The sequence below is a fragment of the Streptomyces sediminimaris genome, from assembly GCF_047049295.1.
In the GTDB taxonomy this organism is placed as follows: domain Bacteria; phylum Actinomycetota; class Actinomycetes; order Streptomycetales; family Streptomycetaceae; genus Streptomyces; species Streptomyces sediminimaris.
Map to the genome: position 1 here is coordinate 1,414,555 of NZ_JBJWOT010000001.1, position 16,461 is coordinate 1,431,015.

The window sequence follows — 16,461 nt, forward strand, 5'->3', positions numbered from 1 at the left end:
CGATATATCGGAATGGTTCGCACGGCAAGACCCGGCGGGAAAACGGCGACAGCGGACGGGCCCGGCCCCGGGTCGGGACCGGGCCCGCCGCGGCCCCCTCGCGCCCGTCGGTTCCCGGACGGGCTCAGTGGCCGCGGAACGCCTCCTCCAGCCACCAGGAGCCGTGGTCGCGGGTCACCTTCGCATCGATGAGCAGCGGGGCCCGGCGCGGCCCCGCGACCCAGTCCCGCACGGCCTTGAGGTCGGCCGGCGTGCGGACGGTCGCCGCCTCGAAGCCGTAGCCGCGGGCCACGGCGGCGATGTCCGTCTCCGGAAAGGTGACCGTGTCCAGCGCGAACCCGTCGGGGCCGAAGTGGTGGACCTCCGCCCCGTAGGCCTCGTCGTTGTAGACGACGACCACCATCGGCAGGCCGAGCCGGCGCACGGTGTCGAGTTCCACGGCGCTCATCAGCGCGCCGCCGTCGCCGAGGGCGGCCACGGGCAGCCGGTCCGGCCGCGCGAGGGCCGCGCCGATCGTGGTGGCGAGGCCCAGGCCGATCGACTGGAACGCCTGGGTGAAGCAGAACCCCTCGTGGTCCGGCACCGAGAGGTACGCGCTCGGGTAGCCCATGAAGTTGCCCGAGTCGACGCCGACGACCCGCTCCGCGGGCAGGATGTCGTCGAGCCCGATGCTCAGCGTGCGCGGGTCGATGCGCTCCCGGGTGCCCTCGTCCTCGTAGGGGACGTCGCGCCACCGGCCGCGCGTGGCGAGGGCGGCGGCGATCTCCGCGGTCCGGTAACCCTCGCGGCTCCCGCCGGCCGCCTCCAGGGCCCGCCGCGCCGTGCGTTCCGCGTCGCCGGTGACGCCGAGGGCGATCTCCCTGTGCGCGCCGAGCGCCTCCGGGTCGTCGTCGACCTGCACGACGCTCGCCCCGGGGCCGATCAGCCGGCCGTGGCGCATGGTCCACATGTTCAGCGCGCAGCCCCAGCCGACGATCAGGTCGGCGCCCCGGAGCAGTTCCGCCACCAGCGGCGGGGCGAAGCCGCCGGAGACGTCGAGCGAGAAGGGGTCGCCGTGGAAGAGGCCGCGGGCGACGGCCGAGGTCGCGAGCAGGGCGCCGCAACGGTCCGCGAGCGCGGTGAGGGCCTCCCGGCCGCCGGGGCTGCGCGCGCCGCGGCCGGCCACGAAGACGGGGCGCCGGGAGGCCGCGAGTGCCCGCGTCAGCTCCGCCACCGCCCTGTCGGACGGCTCGACCGGCCGCGGCCCGGGAATCCGCGCACCGGAGACGGACACGCCTTCGGGGACGTCGAGGGCCTGCACCTCCAGGGGGAGGTTGAGGAGCACCGTGCGGCGTTCGTGCCGGGCCCGGCGCAGGGCGGCGAGGGCCTGGTCGACGGCGTCGTGCGCGGTGGTCACCCGCGCGCTGACGGCTCCGACGGCGTGTGCCGCGAGGGCCTGGTCGATACGGAAGTTGGAGTGCTGCCCGGTCGCCTCGGCGGCCAGCACGAGCAGCGGCGTGCGGCTCTTGGCCGCCTCGGTGACGCCGGTCAGGGCGTTGGTCAGGCCGGGGCCCTGGTGGACGCTGAGCGCGGCCGGTGCCCCGCTCGTGCGGGCGTACGCGTCCGCCATGGTCGCCGCGCCGCCCTCGTGCCGTGCGGCGACGAACCGTGCGCCCGCGGCCGCCATGGCGTTGGTCAGATGGAAGTTGCCCGAGCCGACCACCCCGAAGACGTGGTCGATCCCGGACGCGGTCAGTGCCCGCCCGACGGCTTCGGCGACCTTCACGACCGCTCCACCAGGGCCAGTACGCGGGCGGGGGCGCCGGACCCCGACACGATGGGCAGGGGTCCCGCGACGACCAGGGCGCCGGTGGGCGGCAGGGACCCCAGGTTCCGCAGCTGGGTGAGCCCGTACTTGCCGCTGCCGAGGAGGTGGGCGTGGCAGGGGAAGGCCGGCTCGAAGGAGTGGGCCCGCCCGGCGTCCGTGCCGACCGTCTCCACGCCGAGCCCGATCACCGGTGTCTCCTCGGCGACCCAGCGGGCGCACTCCGGCGACAGACCGGGGGTGTGCGGGCCGTTCTCGTCGGCGTTCAGGAACTCCTCCTGCGACTCCGAGCGGGCGTCCCAGCCGGTGCGCAGCAGCAGCCAGCCCTCTTCGGGCAGGGGGCCGTTGTCGGCCTCCCAGGCCTTGATGTGGTCGACCTCGACCAGGAAGTCGGGGTCCTTCGCGGCCGCCGCGGAGAAGTCCAGCACGGCCGCCGGCGCGATCAGCCTGCCCGCCGGCACGGAGGCCACGTCGGTGAGGTCCCTGCCGGTGACCCAGTGCACCGGGGCGTCGAAGTGGGTCCCGGTGTGCTCACCGCTGCGGAAGTTGTTCCAGTACCAGGCCGGCCCCCGGTCGTCGTAGCGGCTGATCTCCTCCAGTTCGAAGGCCTGCGTCTGCCCGAACCGGGGCGGCAGCTGGATCACCGGCGTCGTCGACGACAGCGGCGACGTGAGGTCGACGACTTCGATCGACCCACCCCGCAACCCGGACGACAGGGCGGCGAGCACGGACGGCTGGGACATGACGGCCTCCTGGGGCGGGGCTGAACTGTCAACGCCTTTCTGTACAGCCTGTCAGGCGGTGGACGCCGCGCCGAGACCGCTGCCGCCGAAATCGGGCCGGCGACCGGGAATTGGCCCTGGTGGACCGGGCCGGGCCGTCCTAGCGTCGCAGCATGCGTATCCGAATCGTCGACGCCTTCACCGACCGTCCCTTCGGCGGGAACCCCGCCGGTGTGCTGCTGCTCGACGCCTTCGGGGACGACGCCTGGATGCAGCGGGTCGCCCTCGAGGTCAACCATGCCGAGACGGCGTTCGCGCACCGGCTCGCGGAGGGCGGGGAGACGGACTGGGCGCTGCGGTGGTTCACTCCGGTGGCCGAGGTGAGGATGTGCGGCCACGCCACGCTGGCGACGGCACACGTCCTGCACGGCACCGGCGCGCACGAGGGCCCGGTCCGGTTCGCCACCCGCAGCGGGGTGCTCGTGGCGACGCCGCGGCAGGACGGCTCGATCACGCTGGACTTCCCGACCGCGCCGCTCACCGAGGTGGAGGTCCCGGCCGGGATCGCCGAGCCGCTGGGCGCCGAGCCGCGCCGAGCCTTCGACACCGGGCCGGACGTCGGCGACCTGCTCGTGGAGCTGGCCGACGAGAAGACGGTCCGCGCGCTCGCCCCCGACCACAAGGCGCTGGGCGCCCACTCCGCGCGCGGCCTCATCGCCACCGCCCGTGCCGAGGACCCGTCCCGGGGCTACGACTTCGTCTCGCGCTGCTTCTTCCCGAACGTCGGCATCGACGAGGACCCCGTCACCGGCAGCGCCCACACGGCCCTCGCCCCCTTCTGGTCGGAGCGCCTGGGCTCCACCGTCCTCACCGGCCTGCAGGCCTCGCCCCGCTCCGGCCGCGTCGGCACCGAGCTGCGCGGCGACCGCACGCTGCTGAGCGGCCGCGCGGTCACCACGATCGAGGGCGAGCTGCTGGTGTAGCCCCGCGTCAGGCCGTCGGCAGCCAGCCCACCTTGCCGGCCAGCAGCGCGTATCCGACGAACGCCCCGATGTCGAGCAGGGAATGCGCCACCACCAGGGGGCCCACCCGTCCCCACCGCCGGTACAGCAGCACGAACACCACGCCCATCGTCACGTTGCCGAGGAAGCCGCCGATGCCCTGGTAGAGGTGGTAGCTGCCGCGCAGCACGGCACTGGCCACCAGGGCGGTGCCGGGGGTCCAGCCCAGCTGCCCCAGCCGCCGCAGCAGGTACCCGACGACGATGACCTCCTCGAGGATCGCGTTCTGCATCGCCGACAGGACCAGCACCGGGTACTTCCACCACACGTCGGGCAGCGCCTCCGGCACCACCGTGAGGTTGAAGCCCAGCCCGCGCGCGGCCAGGTAGAAGGCGATGCCGGTGCTGCCGATCACCGCCGCGATCCCGGCACCGCGGCCGAGGTCCGGCCAGGGCCGGGTGCGGTCGAAGCCGATCGTGCGCAGGCTGCGCCCCTCGCGCAGCAGCAGGTGCGCGACGAGGGCGACCGGCACCAGCGCGGTCGCGATCCCGAACAGCTGCCAGGCGAGATCGAGCCACGGGCGCCCCGGTGCCGCCGACGCGTTGAGGGTGGCCGCCTGGTTCTTCAGACCCCCCGGTTTCGTGACCGACCCGACAAAGCTGATCAGGGCGGAGACACCACTGGCACCGAGTGACAGCCCCAGTACGAGCAGCGTCTCGTCCCGCAGGATCCGCCGCGAGGGCCGCTCCGGCGGGACGGAATCGGCCACCGGGTCCGCCTCTGCCTGCACACCTGCCTCCAGTCTGAGTGATCCGGCCTCGTCCGGGGGGTCGGACGCCGCGCGGGACGCGGCTTCCGGGTGCGCCACCGTCCTGGGACGTCACAGCTTGCCCGATCAGTATGGGACGGGCCGCGGCGGCCCCCGTCCTCGTGCGCGTGGCGGCCGGGAACGGACGGCGGTCGCCCGGCCGCGTCCGCCCGGACCGTCCGCCGCGCACGACGCCCGCCGCCGCCTCGCGGTCACCCGTGGAGACGCGTGGCCGACGACGCCGCAGCCGGCGGACGGCACGCGGCGGCACTTCCGGCGCGGCTCGCGGTGGCCGCCCGGCAGCCGCCCGGCGGTCTCACCCGGCAGGGTTGCGGGCGCCCGATCGGGGCGCCGCCGAATCGCCGCTCAGCCCAGCGGCACCGGCTCCGGAAGCCCCACCGGCCAGGTGTGCACCGGGTCCCCCAAGTGCATCAGCCTGCTGTACCTGCGCGTCGTGGCGGCCAGCGCGGCCTGCCGCGACAGGCCCGACTCCAGAGCCCGGTGGAACGTCGCGGCCTGCCAGGACGCGCCGTTGGCCCGGCGCCGGCAGCGTTCCTCGATGACGCCGAGGTACAGATCCCGGTCGGCGGGTTCGACGCCCCACGCGTCCAGGCCCGTCTCGGCGAGCGGCAGGAGCTCGTCGCGCACCAGGCTGACCGCGTCGACCCGGGTGAGGCCGCCGTACCGGCCGCGCCGCGGCCACTGCAGGCGGGCGTCGATCCCGTGCTTGCACGCGGCGTCGAAGTTGGCCGCCGCCGCCTCGAAGGGCAGCCGCGTCCACACGGGCCGCGGCTCCTCGGCGAGGGCGCGCACGAGGCCGTAGTAGAAGGCCGCGTTGGCGATGACGTCGGTGATGGTGGGTCCTGCGGGCAGGACGCGGTTCTCCACCCGCAGGTGCGGGACGCCGTCGGCGATGCCGTAGACGGGGCGGTTCCAGCGGTAGATCGTGCCGTTGTGCAGGACGAGTTCGGCCAGCTTGGGGACGCCGCCGGCGTCGAGGACCTCCAGCGGGTCCTCCTCGTCGCAGATCGGCAGCAGGGCGGGGAAGAAGCGCAGGTTCTCCTCGAAGAGGTCGCGGGCCGAGGAGATCCAGCGCTCGCCGAACCAGGTGCGCGGGCGCACCCCTTGGGCCTGGAGCTCCGGTGGGCGGGTGTCGGTGGACTGCTGGAACAGCGGCGGCCTGGACTCGCGCCACAGCTCGCGCCCGAACAGGAACGGCGAGTTGGCGCCGACGGCGATCTGGGCGGCGGCCACGGCCTGCGCGGCGTTCCACACGTCGGCGAAACGGCCCGGGGTGACCTGGAGATGCAGTTGCACGGAGGTGCACGCGGCCTCCGGCGCGATGGACTTCGAGGTGCAGCTGAGGCGTTCCACCCCGTCGATGTCCAGGACGAAGTCCTCGCCGCGGGCCGCCACGATCTGCTCGTTGAGGAGGGCGTAGCGATCGGCGTCGGAGAGATTGGACGAGATCAGATCGTCCCGGTCGAGGGTCGGCAGAATGCCGATCATCACGATTCCCGCGTCGAGCTCGCCCGCTTTCCGGTCGGCATATGCCAGAGACGTCCTCAGTTCCTCCGCGAGCCGGTCGAATACCCTCCCGCCCAATCGATGGGGGGCTATGTTGACTTCCAGATTGAACATGGCGAGTTCTGTTTGGAAATCACGGCTCGCGATCCGCTCGAGGACCTGAGCATTGAGCATTTTCGGCATGCCGTCGCCGCCGGTCAGATTCAGCTCGATCTCCAACCCCATGAGGTTCTGCGGACGGTCGAACCGCTTCTGGGCCAGGAGCCGCTCCAGTCCCGTCAGGCACCTGCGCAGCTTGTCGCGGTAGAGCTGCCGATCGGACAGGTCGAACCGGCCTGCCACGACCTTCTCGCCCATCGAAGGGTCCCTCCTCGGATGCGCGGCCCGTGATCCCGGCCGCCGGTGTCGGGGTCACGTGCAATGATGCCCCGCCTCGGCGATCGATAACGTCCCCACGCGGGCCCGGCGAGCGCTACTCTGGTGCACGTGACCGGGGGCACATTCATCCGGCATGGACATGGCGCGGTTTCCGGCCCACCACGAACTCGTGAAAAACGCCGACAAGAATTGGCCGACCCCTTCCAGGCAGTTTTCCGAGGTCACCGCCGCACGGTCGGATCAGAATCGGGAGGATCCCCGCGAATCGCCGACCGCATACAGCCTTGCCGAGTGCACCGGAATCGACTAGCCGAAACATTGTGTGAACACAGGTCGTATAAACTCCGCGAACAAGACACAGAGTGTCGGGCGCCGACGGTCATGGAACCTGCCGCCGAGTGAGGTGCGGCAGGTCTCATCCACGTTCTCCGGTCCCACGCCCGGCCACCCGGCCCTCTGAACCCGTGAGCAGACAGCGCCGTCCGCCCCCGCCCTCGCGCCACCGTGCCTGTCGAATGAGAGGCGACCCACCATGCCGCTGCATGTCCCCCCGGCTCCCGCGCCTGCCCTACGCACCGTTGTCACCGCGCTCGGTTCACCCACCGCGGTACGCGAGGCCCGGACCCCCTCCCTGCTCCACGCCCAGGGCCCGGCCACCGCCGAAGTCCCGCTGCCCGTGCACGTGCTGGACCGGCTGACCCCCGCGGGCGCGTCCGCCACCCGGCTGGCCGGGTGGCGCTTCCTGATCCGCTGCGGCGAACGCGCGGTGGCCGCGGCCGACACCGTGCTGACCCCCGACGGCTGGGCCTTCCAGCGCTTCTTCGAGGGCCCCTACATCGCCTCCACCGAACGCGCCCTGCGGCAGGCCGAGTCGATGCAGCAGCCGTACCAGCCCCGCCTGCTCTCGGTACCCGGCCTCTACATGCTCACGCTGTGGCTGCACGGGGACCCCACCGCGGACGGCGCCACCGGCCATCCCGCCGCCACGGACCTGCTCGTCCCGCTGGCGCCGGCTCCGCCCGGTATCGCGGCCCATCGTCCGCACCGCGTCGCCGAACTGCTCCCGGTGCTGACCCATCGGGTGACTCCCTCCCCGCTGCTGGGCTCGCCCGCCTGACCGCGTTCGCCCGGACACTCCTCGTACCCCGCCCCGGAACAACCGGACGGCGGGGTACGTCGTTCTCCCCCTCGACTCCCCCTCGGCTCCCCCTGGGCTTCCCCTCGATCCCCCTTCGGCGTCCGTCGAGGGGTGTGCTCCTCCGAGCCCGCCGGCGCTCGTACGAGCCGAAAGGGCCCTCTGGCCGGTACGGACTAGCTGTTCTGTCCACGGAGGTTGGTGACAGCGATCACTGACGTGTGATCTTGAAATGGGTGAGGGCCTTCTGGCTCGGTGTGGATTGCGACATCTGCACCGGCGACCAGAAAGGCCCTCATGCCGCACCGTAACGCACCGCTGACCGAGACCGGACGCCTGCGTCTGGCCCGCTGTGTCGTGGACGACGACTGGCCCCTGCGGCGGGCCGCGGAACGCTTCCAGGTCTCCGTGAACACCGCCAAGCGGTGGGCCGACCGCTACCGCCAGCACGGCGAGGCGGGCATGGCCGACCGTTCCAGCCGCCCGCACGCCAGCCCACGGCGGACCCCGACACGTACCGAGCGGCGGATCATCAAGGTCCGCGTGCTGCGCCGCTGGGGACCCGCCCGCATCGCGGGCCTGCTGCGGCTGGTGCCTTCCACCGTGCACCGGGTGCTGACCCGCTACGGCCTGGCCCGCCTGACCCACCTGGACCGGGCCACCGGCCGCGTCATACGCCGCTACGAACGCGCCAGGCCCGGCGAGCTGGTGCATGTGGACATCAAGAAGCTCGGCAACATCCCCGACGGCGGTGGCCACAAGGTCCTGGGCCGCCAGGCGGGCCGCAAGAAGCGTTCCGGCGCCGGCTACAGCTACATCCATACCGCCGTCGACGACCACTCCCGCCTGGCCTACAGCGAAATCCTCACCGACGAGAAGCAGGAGACCGCCGTCGCCTTCTGGCGGCGGGCGCAGGCGTTCTTCGCCTCCTGTGGGATCAGCGTCGAGCGCGTGCTGACCGACAACGGCTCCTGCTACAAGGCCCGTCTGTGGCGCGATGCCCTGGCCACGGCCGGCATCACGCACAAGCGCACCCGCGCCTACCGGCCGCAGACCAACGGCAAGGTCGAGCGGTTCAACCGCACCCTGCTCGACGAGTGGGCCTACGCCCGCCCCTACCGCTCAGAGCAGGAACGACGCGACGCCTTCCCCGACTGGCTGCACACCTACAATCACCACCGCGGACACACCGCGCTCAAGGGTCAGCCACCCGCCAGCCGCGTTCCCAACCTCACGGGTCAATACAACTAGCCCCATCCGACCAGCGAGAACCACCCGAAGTGACAGTGCGGTTGGACTGAACCGTCCGCGCGGGTGACGCGTCCTGAACCTGTGAGAAGTGCTGCGGCCAAATCCCTGCGGAACGACGCCCGTGGGGCAACACTGGGACCGGACCGAGTCATCACCACGGGGGGCGGTCATGAACGGAGCTTCGAACCGCGCAACAGACACGACAGCCATCTCACACGTCACGACAGAGCGAAAGATCCCATCAATGTGCCAGCACCAGCCACCGTGTCCGACAGCCGACTCAGCCGACCGGGAATCCGCCCGGCTCGTTGCGCACCACCCCGAGCAGGGCTGGAGCCTGCTGTGCAACGGCGTTCTGCTCTTCGAGGACACCGGTGAGCTCCTGCCCGACGGCCAGATCATCGCCCCGCACCGCCCGCCGGGCGCCAGCCAGGTGATGACGGCCGCCTGAGTGCGGACGGGCGGCGCGCCTCGCCGCCCGGTGACCTGAGGGGCCGGTCGCGGAGACACGCCGCGAGCCGGCCCCGACGCGTGTCCGGAGGCGTTCACTCCGCGTAGTTCCCCGTGTGTACGGCGGTGATCGGCCGTCCCGCGCGCGTGATCTCCCTTCCCATGAACGGCCGCCTTCCGGACTTCCCATGAACGGCCGCCTTCCGGAAGACTCCTGGACGTTCCGCAGCCGCGTCGACGGAGGTGGGGGCAGTGGCAGCAGACGAGGCCGGCGCCGCGAGCGCGCCGGCGGCCCGCGGCAAGGTCACGATCACGGAGATCGCCCGACAGGCGGGGGTGTCGGTGCCGACGGTGTCCCGGGTCGTCAACGGCCGGTCGGACGTCTCGCCGAGCACCCGCGCCCGGGTCGAGGACCTGCTGCTGCGGCACGGCCACCGCAAGCGGGCCGCGGCCCCGGGCACCCGCGCCGCCCTGCTCGACCTGGTCTTCGACGACCTCGACAGCCCCTGGGCGGTGGAGATCGTCCGGGGGGTGGAGGAGGTCGCGCACGCGGCCGGGATCGGCACCGTGGTGTCGGCGATCCACGGCCGCTCCGGCGACGCCCGCGCATGGCTGCGCAACCTCAGGGCACGTGCCTCGGACGGCGTGGTGCTGGTGACCTCGGCGCTGGAGCCCCTCCTGCACGAGGAGTTGCGGGTTCTCGGCGTCCCGCTGGTGGTGGTCGACCCGGCGGGCTCCCCCGCCCTCGGCATCCCGGCGATCGGCGCCGCCAACTGGTCGGGCGGCATGGTGGCCACCGAGCACCTGCTGTCGCTGGGGCACCGCAGGATCGGCCTGATCGCGGGCCCGCCCCGGCTGCTGTGCTCCCGCGCCCGGCTCGACGGCTACCGCGCGGCCCTGGAGGGCGCCGGCACGGCGCCCGACGAAACCCTCGTCGTCCCCGGCGACTTCCGCCCCGAGACCGGTTTCGCCGGCTGCAACGCCCTGCTGGAGCTGCCCGATCCGCCGACCGCGCTCTTCGCGGCGAGCGACCAGATGGCCCTCGGCGCGATCGAGGCCCTGCGCAGGCGGGGCCTCAGGGTGCCGGAGGACATGAGCGTGGTCGGCTTCGACGACCTGCCGGAGGTCCGCTGGTCGGCGCCGCCGCTCACCACGGTGCGCCAGCCCCTGGCCGACATGGGCAAGTTGGCCGTCCGTACGGTGCTCCGGCTGGCGCGCGGCGAACAGCCGGACTCCCCGCGCGTGGAGCTGGGCACGGAGCTGGTGGTGCGGGCGAGCACAGCACCCCCGGCGCCCTGACCGGGGGTACCGGACCCCGGCGGTGCTCCCCACTGCACCACCGGGGCGTTCCGGAATCCCCCTGTGCGGCCCTTACCTGCCGCCGAGCGCCCGCCTGATCGCGAAGTACGCGGGCTTCGGACGGAGCTGCTCGTCCCACGGCAGGGCCGCGCCCTCGCCGGGGAAGAACCCCGGGATCCACGAGTACTTGTCGGTGTAGTCCCACACCGTGATCCCGACGCAGCGCCGTACCTCGAGGCACGCCCTGGTCAGGTCCCCGTACCACTGCGCCTGCGTGGCCAGCTTCTCCTCGTCCGCGGGCAGCAGCATGCGTACGTCGACCTCGGTGAGCGCGGTGTCCAGGCCGAGCGCGGAGAAGCGGCGGAGGTTGTCCTCCAGTGTGGCCGGATAGCCGTACTGGAGGGCGAGATGGGCCTGCAGGCCGATGCCGTCCAGCGGGACGTGCCGCGCCTTGAGGTCCCTGGCCAGCTGGTAGTAGGCGTCGGACTTCGGGCCGAGGGCCTCGATGTTGTAGTCGTTGAGGTACAGCTTGGCGTGCGGGTCGGCCTGGTGGGCCCAGCGCAGGGCGTCGGCGATGTAGCCGGGGCCGAGCGTCTTGTACCAGAGGGTCTCGCGGTAGGTGCCGTCCTCGTTGAACGCCTCGTTGACGACGTCCCAGGAGTAGACCTTGCCGCGGTAGTGCCGTACCTCCGTCTGGATGTGCTTCTTCAGCACGGCCCGCAGTTCGCCGGCCGTCCACTCACGGGAGGTGAGCCAGTCGGGCAGTTGGCTGTGCCAGACCAGGGTGTGGGCGCGCACGCGCTGGTGGTTCTCGCGCGCGAGGTTCACGATCTCGTCGCCGTTGGTCCAGTCGAACACGCCCTGCTGGGGCTCGGTGGCGTACCACTTCATGCCGTTGCCGGGTGTGATCATGTCGAACTCGCGGCCGAGCAGCGCGGTGTAGGCGGTGTCGGTGAGTTCGGGGTTGTCGGTGGCGCTGCCGAAGTAGCGGCCGTGGCGCTGGGCCAGCTCCGCGAGCGTCGGCTGCCGCGGGCTCGCCTGTGCCGTGGGACCGGTGGCGACACCGGCCGCCACCAGGGCGGCGGCGAGCGCGCCGGCGAGTCTGAGTCGGGCTGTCTTGCGCATGGGGCGACTCCTCACGGTGTGTGGTGTGGGGCCGTACGTCCGCCGGCGGGCGTCATCCCTTGGTGGCGCCGGCGGTGAGGCCGCCGACGAGCTGGCGCTCGGCGACCGAGTAGAAGGCGAGGGCGGGGACCATCGCCAGCACGAGGTAGGCGAAGACCCGGGCGTACTCCGCCGAGTACTGCCCCTGGAACTGCTGCACCCCGATGGGCAGCGTCCACCACTTGGCGTCGGTGAACACCAGCAGCGGCAGGAAGAAGTTGTTCCAGCTGGTGACCACGGCCAGCACGGAGACCGTGCCGAGCGCGGGCCGTGCCATGGGAAGCAGCACCCGCCAGAAGAACCCGAAGGCGCTGCAGCCGTCGAGCGTGGCCGCCTCCTCCAGCTCGCCGGGGATCTGCCGGAAGAAGGCGCGCAGGATGATGATGGTCATCGGCAGCCCGAAGGCGGCCTGCGGGAGGATCACGCCCAGCGGGTTGTCCAGCAGCCCCAGGGAGCGCAGCAGCAGGAACAGCGGCAGGGCGGCCACCGCGAAGGGGAACATCAGGCCCATCGTGAAGAGGGTGAACAGCGCCTCCCGCCCGCGGAAGGCGAAGCGTGCGAAGGAGAACGCCGCGAGCGCGGACACGGCGACCACGAGCACGGTCGTCGCCCCCGCGACCAGCGTGCTGTTGCCGAGCAGCCGCCAGAAGTCGCCCGAGCCGAGGATGTCGGTGTAGTTGCCGGTCAGCCAGTGCTCGGGCAGCCCGAACGGGTTGCGGGAGAGTTCGTCGGTGGACTTGAAGCCGGACAGGGCCGCGTACAGCAGGGGCACGAGCATCACCGCGCCGACCGCCACGAGGACCACGTGCAGCGGCAGGGTCCCTACGGCCCTGGGTCGCCTGGTCACTTGCCGTTCCCCCTCATCGTCGTGGTGGCCCCTTCGAGGTCGCGGCGGAGCACGAACCGCTGGTAGGCGAGGGCGAAGACGAGGCAGATGCCGAACATGACCACGCTGATCGCGCTGGCGTAGCCGACCTGGTAGCGCTTGAAGCCGTACTGGAACATGGTCACGGCCATCGTCTCGGAGTGGTGGTCGGGTCCGCCCTGGGTGATCACCCAGACCAGGTCGAAGAGCTGGATCGCCCCGATGACGGAGAGGAAGATGCTGATGCGCAGGGTGGGCGCGAGCAGCGGCAGCGTGACGTTGCGGAAGCGCTGCCAGGGTCCCGCGCCGTCGATCAGCGCCGCCTCCGTCAACTCGGCCGGGATGGACTGGAGTCCGGCCAGGTAGAGCATCATGTGGAAGCCGAAGTACTTCCAGGTCATGACGAGGAAGAGGGTCGCCATGACGTAGGAGGGGTCGGCGAACCACTCACCGCCCAGGCCGCCAAGGCCGACGGCGCCGAGGACGTGGTCGGCGAGTCCGTCGCCGGGGGCGAAGACCATGCTGAACAGCACGCCGGTGATGGCCTCGGACAGGACGTACGGTGCGAAGAACAGCATCCGGTACACGGCCCGGCCGCGCAGCCGCTGGTTGAGGGCGACGGCCATGGCGAGCGCGAACGGCAGCTGCAGGACGAGCGAGAGCAGCACGAGGAGCAGGCAGCGCCACAGGTCGCCGAGGAAGACGGGGTCCTGGAAGAGGCGGGTGAAGTTCTCGCCGCCGACGTAGTCGGAGGGCATGCCGAAGCCGCCCCAGCGGAAGAAGGCGGCGTACAGCGCGAACAGCATCGGCAGCAGCACCAGGCCGATGAACAGCACCAGCGCGGGCACCTGGAAGCCGACCGCGGTGGACCAGTTCATCAGGCGCCGGCGCGCCCGTCCCCGGGCCGGCCCGGCGGCCGGGGACGGGACGGCGGGCTCGGGGCCCGTCCGCTTGTCCGGAAGGAAGGTCGAGGTCATCGCCGGTGGCTACGCTTCCTTCGCGGTCTTGGTGATCGACTGCGTGACCTGCTCCGGGGACTTGGAGCCGGCGATGAGTGCGGCGACGCTGTCGTTGACCTCCTGGCCGACCGCGGGGTCGTAGGCCTGGTCCAGGTAGAGCTGGAAGCCGGTGGCACCCTTCAACTGAGCCTGTACGGCCTTGGTGTTGGGGTCGGAGAGCGCCTTCTCGGCGCCGGGGACCACCGGCAGGGTGTTGGTCTTCTTCACGAGTTCGAGGTCGGTGGTCTCGGAGGCGAAGAACTTCAGGAAGTCGACGGCCGCCTGGGGGGCGCCCTTGCGCAGCGCGTGCCCGCCGCCGCCGCCGAACACCTCGGTGATCGCGCCCTTTCCGCCCTCGACGGCCGGGAACGGGAAGAAGCCGAGGTTCGAGCCGAGGCCCTTGCCGGAGTCGGCCTCCACGACCGGCGCCCACTGGCCCATGAGTTCCATGGCCGCCTTGCCGTTGCCCATGGTGGCGGCCTGTCCGTTGGGCGTGGAGTAGGCGGCGCCCAGGAACCCCTTCTGGAACGGCTGGAGTCTGACCAGGTCCTGGAGGTGCCGCCCGGCCTGGACCAGGCCGGGCGCGGTGAAGTCCTTGTCGTCGTTGGCCTTCTGCAGGGCCTGGATGCCGGCGGTGCGCATCGCGAGGTAGGCCCAGTAGTACATGCCGGGCCACTTCTCCTTGCCGGCCAGGGCGATGGGCGTGATGTTCCTCGCCTTCAGCTTCCGCACCGCGTCGAGGAAGCCGCTCCAGGTGGTCGGCGGTGCCGTGACGCCGGCCTGCTTGAAGAGCGCCTTGTTGTACCAGAACCCGATCATGCCGATGTCGAACGGGATGCCGTACGTCTTGTCGTCGATGAGGTACGGCTGCTTCGCGACCGGCAGCATGCCGTCGACCCACGGCTTGGTCCTGTCGGTGAGGTCTTCGACGAGACCGGCCTCGACCTGCTGCTTGAGCACACCGCCGCCCCAGGTGTGGAAGATGTCCGGCAGCTTCCCGGATGCGGTCAGCGCCGTCATCTTCGACTTGTAGGCGTCGTTCTCCAGCTGGGTGATCTTCAGCTTCACCTTGGGGTTCTGCGCCTCGAACTTCTTGGCGAGGCCGGCCCAGACGGTCTTCGTGGGCTCGGTCGTGGAGATGTTCCACCACTCGAGGGTGGTCGTCCCGTCCGACGACCCGCCACCCGAGTCGCCGCCACAGCCGCTCAGTGCCGTCATGCCCAGGCCGGCCGCGGCGGATGCCGCCAGAAAGCCGCGGCGGGAGAGTGCCCGGTCGCCCATCATGCGCTCCTAGGGGTAGGGACGGCGCGTCCACGACCGCCCCGATCGGACCGAAAGTTTCGAAGAAGATCCAGAAAGATGCGTTGTTGCCGCACCCTAGAGACAGCTCCCAAACGGTGGCAACCCCTTGTGCACGGTGAATCTCGACCAGCCCGGAAAGCAGGCCACCTCGACCCGCCAGGAGCCGACTCGGCCGGGACATCTCCGGCGGCGATCCCCCCTGACAGCCTTCCGTAAAGTTCGCCGCAAAATCCGAATGTTTCGAATCGTCATACGGAAACGCGCTCGTCGAGCTCTTCGGCCGCCGGCGGGCCGTCCCCGGCGGCGCCGCGACTCGGCCCCCCGTCCACCGGCGCCCTCGCCGGACCTATCGTGACGGCATGCAGAGCTACACGATCGGCCAGGCGGCACGGCTGCTCGGCGTGAGTCCGGACACCGCGCGCCGCTGGGCGGACGCCGGCCGGGTGGCGACCCACCGCGACGAGGGCGGGCGGCGGCTCATCGAGGGCCGGGACCTCGCGGCGTTCTCCGTCGAGCTCGCCAAGGCCGGCGGCGCCGAGGAGGAGACCCCCTACACGTCCGTCCGCAACGCCTTCCCCGGCATCGTCACCGCGATCAAACTCGGCGACGTCGCGGCGCAGGTCGAGATCCAGGCCGGTCCGCACCGCCTGGTCTCCCTGCTGACCCGGGAGGCCGTGGAGGAGCTGGGCCTGGAGGTGGGCATGGAGGCCACGGCCCGAGTGAAGTCGACAAACGTACACATCGACAGGACGTGACCACTTGTCGTACGAACGCACATGCGTACCCATCTCTCCCTTGAGCCCCGCTCATGCGATGCGACAGGGGACTTACACCTCGCATGTGCGCCAGTATGATCGGCGCATCGGGAGAGTCCGGCGGCGACCGTCGGCCTCTCCCCCGTAGACGTCGGAGGAGTGGACCCGTGATGACCCCTTCCATGCGCCGGACGCGCCGGACACACCGGACCCTGCGGGTGGCCGGCGCGGGAGCCGCGGCGCTGCTCGCCCTCACCGCCTGCTCCTCCTCCGGCTCGGGCTCGCACTCCGGCTCGGCCGGGTCCGGCTCCTCGTCGTCGAAGCCGTCCGGTGACGTGACCGTCTTCGCCGCGGCCTCCCTCAAGGAGAGCTTCACGACGCTGGGCAAGGAGTTCGAGAAGCAGCACCCCGGCGCCAAGGTGACCCTCAGCTTCGGCGGGAGCGACAGCCTCGCGGCGGGCATCACCGGCGGCGCCCCGGCCGACGTCTTCGCCTCCGCGAGCCCGAAGACGATGAAGATCGTGACGGACGGCGGGGACAACGCCACCGCGCCGGTCACCTTCGTCCGCAACCAGCTGGAGATCGCCACCCTGCCGGGCAACCCCGACCACGTCGCCTCCCTGAAGGACCTCACCAGGTCCGGCCTCAAGGTCGTGCTCTGCGACAGGACCGTGCCGTGCGGCGCCGCCGCCCAGAAGGCGCTGGCGGCCGGCGGCCTGAAGCTCACCCCGGTCTCCTACGAGCAGGACGTCAAGGCGGCCCTGAACAAGGTGGTGCTCAAGGAGGCCGATGCCGCCGTCGTCTACAGGACCGACGTCAAGGCGGCGGGCGGCAAGGTGCAGGGCGTGGACTTCCCCGAGTCGGCCGAGGCCGTCAACGACTATCCGATCACCCTGCTGAAGAACTCGAATAACCCCGGGGCAGCCAAGGCGTTCATCGCCTTCGTCCGGTCGGACGAGGGGCAGAAGGTGCTGTCCGAGGCCGGGTTCCGCAGGCCGTGAC

At 71.6% G+C, this 16,461-nt stretch carries 15 protein-coding genes; 7 read left to right on the forward strand and 8 right to left on the reverse strand.

From position 1 onward, the window contains the following. Positions 1-124: 124 nt before the first annotated feature. Positions 125-1,765 (reverse strand): thiamine pyrophosphate-binding protein, encoded by a 1,641-nt coding sequence (locus ACJ9NR_RS06640; RefSeq protein WP_412489236.1) that lies wholly within the window; start codon positions 1,763-1,765, stop codon positions 125-127. Continuing rightward, entirely contained in the window at positions 1,762-2,547 is a 786-nt protein-coding gene (locus tag ACJ9NR_RS06645) for a cyclase family protein (RefSeq protein WP_412489235.1), read from the reverse strand. The genes ACJ9NR_RS06640 and ACJ9NR_RS06645 overlap by 4 nt, the downstream gene beginning before the upstream one ends. Positions 2,548-2,699: 152 nt before the next feature. On the opposite strand from ACJ9NR_RS06645, the gene ACJ9NR_RS06650 reads away from it, so the two are divergent. After that, positions 2,700-3,509, forward strand: a complete 810-nt coding sequence (locus tag ACJ9NR_RS06650; RefSeq protein WP_412489234.1) for a PhzF family phenazine biosynthesis protein — start codon at positions 2,700-2,702, stop codon at positions 3,507-3,509. 7 nt (positions 3,510-3,516) lie between these two features. Here ACJ9NR_RS06650 and ACJ9NR_RS06655 read toward each other — a convergent pair whose 3' ends face one another. Continuing rightward, complete coding sequence (locus ACJ9NR_RS06655) at positions 3,517-4,317, reverse strand: CPBP family intramembrane glutamic endopeptidase (protein WP_412489233.1); 801 nt, start codon at positions 4,315-4,317, stop codon at positions 3,517-3,519. A gap of 384 nt (positions 4,318-4,701) precedes the next feature. Continuing rightward, complete coding sequence (locus ACJ9NR_RS06660) at positions 4,702-6,219, reverse strand: glutamate-cysteine ligase family protein (RefSeq protein WP_412489232.1); 1,518 nt, start codon at positions 6,217-6,219, stop codon at positions 4,702-4,704. A 553-nt stretch (positions 6,220-6,772) separates the two neighbouring features. Between ACJ9NR_RS06660 and ACJ9NR_RS06665 the strand changes: the two genes are divergently transcribed. From ACJ9NR_RS06665 to ACJ9NR_RS06680, 4 genes are all read left to right on the forward strand, one after another. Then, complete coding sequence (locus ACJ9NR_RS06665; RefSeq protein ID WP_412489231.1) at positions 6,773-7,357, forward strand: hypothetical protein; 585 nt, start codon at positions 6,773-6,775, stop codon at positions 7,355-7,357. A 315-nt stretch (positions 7,358-7,672) separates the two neighbouring features. Further along, complete coding sequence (locus ACJ9NR_RS06670) at positions 7,673-8,626, forward strand: IS481 family transposase (RefSeq protein ID WP_412489230.1); 954 nt, start codon at positions 7,673-7,675, stop codon at positions 8,624-8,626. 244 nt (positions 8,627-8,870) lie between these two features. Continuing rightward, positions 8,871-9,077, forward strand: a complete 207-nt coding sequence (locus ACJ9NR_RS06675; RefSeq protein WP_108010071.1) for a DUF5999 family protein — start codon at positions 8,871-8,873, stop codon at positions 9,075-9,077. Between the two features lie 251 nt (positions 9,078-9,328). Beyond that, positions 9,329-10,375, forward strand: coding sequence for a LacI family DNA-binding transcriptional regulator (locus ACJ9NR_RS06680; protein WP_412489229.1), 1,047 nt, complete (start codon positions 9,329-9,331; stop codon positions 10,373-10,375). A gap of 72 nt (positions 10,376-10,447) precedes the next feature. Here ACJ9NR_RS06680 and ACJ9NR_RS06685 read toward each other — a convergent pair whose 3' ends face one another. From ACJ9NR_RS06685 to ACJ9NR_RS06700, 4 genes are all read right to left on the reverse strand, one after another. Beyond that, on the reverse strand, positions 10,448-11,500 hold the full coding sequence (locus ACJ9NR_RS06685) for an endo-1,4-beta-xylanase (protein WP_412489228.1): 1,053 nt from the start codon (positions 11,498-11,500) through the stop codon (positions 10,448-10,450). A 52-nt stretch (positions 11,501-11,552) separates the two neighbouring features. Next, positions 11,553-12,317, reverse strand: coding sequence for a carbohydrate ABC transporter permease (locus tag ACJ9NR_RS06690; RefSeq protein WP_412490502.1), 765 nt, complete (start codon positions 12,315-12,317; stop codon positions 11,553-11,555). A 65-nt stretch (positions 12,318-12,382) separates the two neighbouring features. Continuing rightward, complete coding sequence (locus ACJ9NR_RS06695) at positions 12,383-13,381, reverse strand: carbohydrate ABC transporter permease (protein WP_412489227.1); 999 nt, start codon at positions 13,379-13,381, stop codon at positions 12,383-12,385. Positions 13,382-13,390: 9 nt separating this feature from the next. After that, a complete protein-coding gene (locus ACJ9NR_RS06700) occupies positions 13,391-14,683 on the reverse strand; it encodes an extracellular solute-binding protein (protein WP_412489226.1) in 1,293 nt (430 codons plus the stop codon). Between the two features lie 380 nt (positions 14,684-15,063). Between ACJ9NR_RS06700 and ACJ9NR_RS06705 the strand changes: the two genes are divergently transcribed. Together ACJ9NR_RS06705 and modA are read left to right on the forward strand one after the other, a co-directional pair. Continuing rightward, the gene (locus tag ACJ9NR_RS06705; protein ID WP_412489225.1) at positions 15,064-15,459 is read left to right on the forward strand and encodes a TOBE domain-containing protein; all 396 of its coding nucleotides are present in this window, start codon (positions 15,064-15,066) and stop codon (positions 15,457-15,459) included. Positions 15,460-15,629: 170 nt separating this feature from the next. Next, positions 15,630-16,460 carry a molybdate ABC transporter substrate-binding protein gene (modA, locus tag ACJ9NR_RS06710; protein ID WP_412490501.1) on the forward strand — a complete coding sequence of 277 codons (831 nt, stop codon included), beginning with the start codon at positions 15,630-15,632 and terminating at the stop codon, positions 16,458-16,460. Position 16,461 lies beyond the last annotated feature (1 nt).